8 protein-coding genes are annotated in these 5,243 nt (G+C 62.2%); 3 read left to right on the top strand and 5 right to left on the bottom strand.

What is annotated here, in order from left to right; genetic code table 11:
• Positions 1–18 precede the first annotated feature (18 nt).
• Genes pgsA through L0H65_RS13920 form a run of 3 tightly spaced genes read left to right on the top strand, consistent with a single transcriptional unit; the run spans position 19 to position 1,335 of the window.
• Positions 19–642 (top strand): CDP-diacylglycerol--glycerol-3-phosphate 3-phosphatidyltransferase, encoded by a 624-nt coding sequence (gene pgsA / locus L0H65_RS13930; RefSeq protein ID WP_301459654.1) that lies wholly within the window; start codon positions 19–21, stop codon positions 640–642.
• Positions 639–887, top strand: coding sequence for a molybdopterin converting factor subunit 1 (gene moaD, locus L0H65_RS13925; protein WP_301459653.1), 249 nt, complete (start codon positions 639–641; stop codon positions 885–887). Before pgsA ends, moaD begins: the two co-directional genes overlap by 4 nt.
• A gap of 4 nt (positions 888–891) precedes the next feature.
• The gene (locus tag L0H65_RS13920) at positions 892–1,335 is read left to right on the top strand and encodes a molybdenum cofactor biosynthesis protein MoaE (protein ID WP_301459652.1); all 444 of its coding nucleotides are present in this window, start codon (positions 892–894) and stop codon (positions 1,333–1,335) included.
• A gap of 3 nt (positions 1,336–1,338) precedes the next feature.
• On the opposite strand, the gene L0H65_RS13915 is transcribed toward L0H65_RS13920, so the two are convergent.
• The 5 genes from L0H65_RS13915 to L0H65_RS13895 all read right to left on the bottom strand — a co-directional run.
• The gene (locus L0H65_RS13915; protein ID WP_301459651.1) at positions 1,339–1,707 is read right to left on the bottom strand and encodes a nuclear transport factor 2 family protein; all 369 of its coding nucleotides are present in this window, start codon (positions 1,705–1,707) and stop codon (positions 1,339–1,341) included.
• Positions 1,700–2,689, bottom strand: a complete 990-nt coding sequence (locus tag L0H65_RS13910; RefSeq protein WP_301459650.1) for a P1 family peptidase — start codon at positions 2,687–2,689, stop codon at positions 1,700–1,702. Before L0H65_RS13910 ends, L0H65_RS13915 begins: the two co-directional genes overlap by 8 nt.
• Complete coding sequence (locus L0H65_RS13905; RefSeq protein ID WP_301459649.1) at positions 2,689–3,030, bottom strand: DUF2794 domain-containing protein; 342 nt, start codon at positions 3,028–3,030, stop codon at positions 2,689–2,691. The genes L0H65_RS13910 and L0H65_RS13905 overlap by 1 nt, the downstream gene beginning before the upstream one ends.
• Before the next feature lie 36 nt (positions 3,031–3,066).
• Positions 3,067–3,696, bottom strand: a complete 630-nt coding sequence (locus L0H65_RS13900; protein ID WP_301459648.1) for an ATP-binding cassette domain-containing protein — start codon at positions 3,694–3,696, stop codon at positions 3,067–3,069.
• The coding region (locus L0H65_RS13895; RefSeq protein ID WP_301459647.1) for an ABC transporter permease at positions 3,693–5,243 on the bottom strand (1,551 nt) is incomplete at its 5' end. The genes L0H65_RS13900 and L0H65_RS13895, both read right to left, overlap by 4 nt.

Here is a 5,243-nt window from a genome sequence, read left to right as displayed (position 1 = left end):
AACGGCTACCAATCGGACATGAAGTGGACGTTGCCCAATATCCTGACCGTCCTGCGTCTGCTCGCCGCGCCCGGCGTCGCGGTGATGTTCCTCTATTTCCACCGCCCTTGGGCGGATTGGTTCGCGCTGGCGCTGTTTGTCACCGCCGCGATCACTGATTTTTTCGATGGCTACCTCGCCCGGTTGTGGAAGCAGGAAAGCAAGTTCGGCGCGATGCTCGACCCGATTGCCGACAAGGCGATGGTTGTCATCGCAATCATGGTTATCACCGGCTATTCCGGCATGAACCCCTGGCTGATCCTGCCCGCCTCCGTGATCCTGTTCCGGGAGGTGTTCGTCTCTGGCCTGCGCGAATTTCTGGGCGCCAAGGCCGGGTTGCTTCAGGTCACCAAACTTGCCAAATGGAAAACCACTGCGCAGATGGTGGCAATCGCAGTGCTGTTCCTTGGCACCGGCCTGACATTTATCGAGGATGGCCGCCCGCCCCGTGCCGGTGAAGGCGTGGTCAAGGCAATTATTTCACCCGGCACTATGGCGACCTATTGTGGCATGGCGTTGATCTGGGTGGCGGCGATATTGACCGCGATGACCGGGTGGGAGTATTTTGTCAAAGCAAAGCCTTACCTGAAGGATGAGGCATGATTGACCTGCTTTATTTCGCCTGGGTGCGCGAACGCATCGGGTTACCGCGCGAACAGGTGGAAACCAATGCCGCAACCGTGGCGGAGTTGATCGCAGAGCTTTCGGCGCGCGAGGAACGCTATGCCTTGGCTTTCGCCGATCTTGCCTCCCTGCGCGTGGCGCTTGATCAGGAACTGGCGGATTTCGACGCCCCGCTGACTGGCGTTCGCGAAGTTGCCATTTTTCCACCGATGACCGGGGGCTGATCCCATGCGTATCGCCATCCAGGCCGAGGCGTTTGATATGGGGGCGGAGGCAAACCGCTTTGCCGCAGGCAACCACGGGGCTGGGGCCATCGTGACCTTCACCGGTATTACCCGCGACACTGCCAAAGGTGATCTGGAGGCAATGGAGATTGAACATTACCCCGGCATGACCGAACGCGCCCTGACGACAATCGCCACCCAAGCCATGGTACGCTGGTCGCTGGCCGATTGTCTGGTGATCCACCGTTACGGTCGCTTTGCGCCGCGCGCTCCGATCATGATGGTTGCCACTGCCGCGCGGCATCGCGGGGATGCCTTTGCAGCAGCGGAATTCCTGATGGACTACCTGAAATCCCGCGCGCCATTCTGGAAGAAAGAGATCACGCGGTCCGGTACGGGTTGGGTCGCGGCCCGCGATGAGGATGAAGCCGCGCTTAAACGCTGGTGATGTTCAGACTTCCGCCACAGTATCCTGACTGAACACATTCACCCAATCGCGCGCCCTGCGTTTCCAGATGGAACTGACAAACATCGTTTCCGGCACGCTTTGCCCACAACGCAGGAAATCCGCGCGATACGACAGCAAGGCATGATCAGTCCCCAACTCCATCACCCTGCAATCCGTTAGCTGATAGGATTGCACCGTCGGTCCCTGACCCAATTGCGCGACGTGATCCGATTTTCGGGCAAACCCATCGGCATAAACGCCCAGAAAGGCGGGGTGAAGGGCGGCGGCATCCGCAACCTGATCCCCCGCCACCAAGGCCTCCCAAACCCTGGTTTCACACTCCACAAGGCTGATCAAAAGCGGGTCATCCAAAGCGTTTCCTCCAAGTCGGCTGCAAATCCCCATCCTTTGCGGCCGCGGCATGGACCCCGCGCGCAATCGCCCGGGCGAGACAACAGGCCGCCGCATGCCCCAGCAGGAACGGGTCGGCCACCGGGTCGGCCAAAGGCCGCGCTCCCGTAGATACCGCGAACACCAGATCGCCGTCCATTAGCGTATGGCTTGGCACCAGTGCGCGCGCCATGCCGTCATGCGCGGCTACTGCCATCCGCTGCGCTTGCGCTTGGGTCAGGGCCGCATCGGTGGCAACTATCGCGATCGTCGTTGCCTCACCCATCCGCTTGCGCGGTTGCGGCTCATCCGCGCCATCAAAGCGCGCGGGAAGGCCAAGCCCGCCAAACTCCGCCTCCAATTCCCACGGGGCGGCCCAGAAATGCGGGCCATCACCAATGGTTGCCGACCCCAAAGCATTCACCGCGACCAACGCGCCCACGGTCACGCCGTTGCCCAAAACCGCAGAGGCGGACCCAAGCCCGCCTTTCAAATACCCGGTTGCGGCCCCATACCCCGCGCCCGATGTGCCAATCTCAAACCCCGCGCTTGCCGCCGCCCATGCCGCGCGACCGAGCCCGGAATAGGGGTTCGCGGTCCAAGTCTTCTCGCCGCCGTTCAACAGATCGAACAGGATCGCGCCCGGCACAATCGGCACCCGCACGTCACCAACAACAAAGCCGCGCCCGGCTGCGGCCAAACCATCCATCACCCCAGAGCAGGCATCAAGCCCAAAGGCAGACCCGCCGGAAAGCACAAGCGCGTCAACCTGTTGAACCAGTCTATCCGGTGCCAGCAAATCGGTCTCCCGCGTACCCGGCGCGCCACCCATCACATGCACAGCCGCCGTGAACGGCGCAGCCCCGACCAGCACCGTCGCCCCGGATCGCAGCGTGTTATCCTGCGCGTTGCCGACATGAAGACCGGCAATGTCGGTGATCAGGTTGCGCGGACCGGGGCGCATCAATCCACCGAACGGATCAATTTCCGCTCCAACACCCGCAGAACGGCCGCCAGATCATGGCCACGTCGCAGCACCTGACCATCCATTGAAACCACCGCATACATGCCTTGCCGATTGCGCAGCTTCGGGTGCTTTTCGATGCGGTAAAGCGGGTTTTCCGCGGTGCGGCGAAACACCGAAAATACAGCGAATTCGCGCAGCGCCGAAATCCCGTAATCGCGCCATTCTCCCATTGCCACCATGCGCCCGTACAGCGACAGTATCACCCCCAATTCCCGGCGATCAAAGCTGACCTGATCGGGCATCTGTGCGGTAAACGAGGTCTGGGGTTCTGCGCTCATGGTCTTGAGAGTAAACCCTTGGCCCGGCAAATCAAGCTATAGCTGCACGATCTGACCGCCTGCCGCTGCTGCATCCGAGGCATCATGCGTTACCAGCAAACCAGGAATACCGCGAAGGCGCAAATGGTCGAACACAAAGCCCCTGATCTCCTCCCGCAGGTCGGCATCCAGACGCGAGAATGGCTCATCCAGCAGCAAGGCTTCGGGCGCTGCCAGCAAAGCGCGCATCAGGGCCGCGCGTGCCCGCTGTCCGCCGGACAATGTGGCGGGGTCGCGTGCGGCAAATCCTTCGAGACCGGCTTGGGCCAGCGCTTCCTCCACCGCTTTTCTTCTTGCTGGACCGCGCACTGATCGCGCTAGCCCAAAGGCAAGATTATCGCCAACCGACAGATGCGGAAACAGCATCGCATCCTGAAACAGAACGCCGATGCGGCGGCGCTCTGCGGGCTGGCCCAAAACTTCCCGCCCGTTCAGCATCACTTCACCCGTGGCGTGAAACCCATGCGTCAGATGGCCGCCGATCGCATCGAGCAATGTCGATTTTCCGATGCCAGACGGTCCCATCAGCGTCGCCACCTCTCCCGGCGGCACTGCAAGCGACAGTGCCGGGAACAGCGGTTTGCGCCCGGTATGGCACACAGCAACCGCTTTCAACTCAAGGCTCATGTTGCGCCGCCTGAAAATCCGCGTCTGTTGCGAAACACCCATGCCGGGATCAGCAACGCCAGCGCATAGGCGACGAATGGCAGCCCAGCTTGCAATACCGCATAGACGCCAACGACCCGGCGGTCAGACCCGCTGGACAAGGTGACAGCCTCGGTGGTCAGGGTCGCCACCCGCCCGGCACCCATGAACAGGGTCGGCAGATATTGCGCTACGGATACCGCAAAACCAATTGCCGCTGCAACTGCCAGCGGGCGCAGCAGCATCGGCAGTTTCACTGCGACAAGGCGGCGCAATGGCGACGCGCCGAGTGCTGCCGCAGCGCGCAGGTGCTGCGGGTCCAAGGCCCGCCACGGGTCAGACAGTGCAATCATCACATAAGGGAAGACGAACAGCATCTGCGCCCAGATCACCGCGACCATGCCACCACTGATCCCGAGGTGCAGAAACAGGATGTTGAGGCCATAAAGAAAGCCGATCTGCGGCACCAGAAGCGGCAGATAGATCAGCATCTGTGCCCATCCGGCACGCCCGCGACGCGCCCGGTCCTCTCCCTCCAGCCACGCAATCGCCAGCATCAGTGACAGCAGCGTAACGGTTGCGCCAATCTCCAGTGTGGTCAATGCAGCGCGTCCCCAGCCGGTGCCGGGGCTCATCCAGGTTTTCAGCGACCAGCTTTGCGGCAAAGCCTGTGGAAAGGACCAGCGCCACGCGAAGGACCAGATCGCCAGCGCGGCCAATGCCAGAATTCCCAGCATCAGCAACACCGAGACAGCCACACTCGCCGCCCATATTCCCGGTTCTGACCGATGACCTCTGCCACCGCGCCGCAACCACCACAGGCCGATGCGCTTTGCCAACCGCTCCGCCATGGCCCACGCGGCGATCACCACCGCGACCAGCCCCGCCTGCAACAGGGCAGCAGCGGAGGCGGGCAGGATCATCGCGATATCAGGAGCAGAGAACCAGCGCACAATTGCGACCGAGAGTGTCGGCGGGTTCGACGGCCCGAGGATGATCGCCATATCGACGACCGAAAGGGCAAAGGCGAGAACGATGAAAATCGGCAGACGGATAAGCGGATAGACCTGCGGTAGGATCACCTTCACCCAGACGATTCCGCGGCCATAACCCAAGGCGCGGCCCGCCGCCAGATGCTGGCGGACGGACAATTGCCCCAGTGCCGATCCCATGACAAGCAGCAGGAACGGAATTTCCTTGATCAAGAGGCCGATAATCAACGCGACACCCCAACCGTCATTCACGGTCGCCAGATCCGGCGGGCGCGCCCAACCGGTAGCCCAAGGCGACATTATCCGCACAATCCAGCCCGACGGTGCCAACAGAAAGGTCAGACCGATGGCAAGGGCGGCATGTGGCGCAGCGAGAAGCGGCGTCAACATCCGACCCATCGCCGTCACGGTCATCCGCCCGTGCATCAGCGCGCAAAACCCCGCCGCCAGCAGCAGCGCCAGCAGGGTGGAACCGATGCCGGTCACCAGCGTCAGGCGCAGGCTGGTACCAAACCCCGGCAGCGCGGTCAGACTGCG

It is taken from the genome of Pseudorhodobacter sp. (assembly GCF_030452865.1).
In the GTDB taxonomy this organism is placed as follows: Bacteria; Pseudomonadota; Alphaproteobacteria; order Rhodobacterales; family Rhodobacteraceae; genus Pseudorhodobacter.
This window is presented reverse-complemented; position numbering and strand designations above follow the sequence as displayed.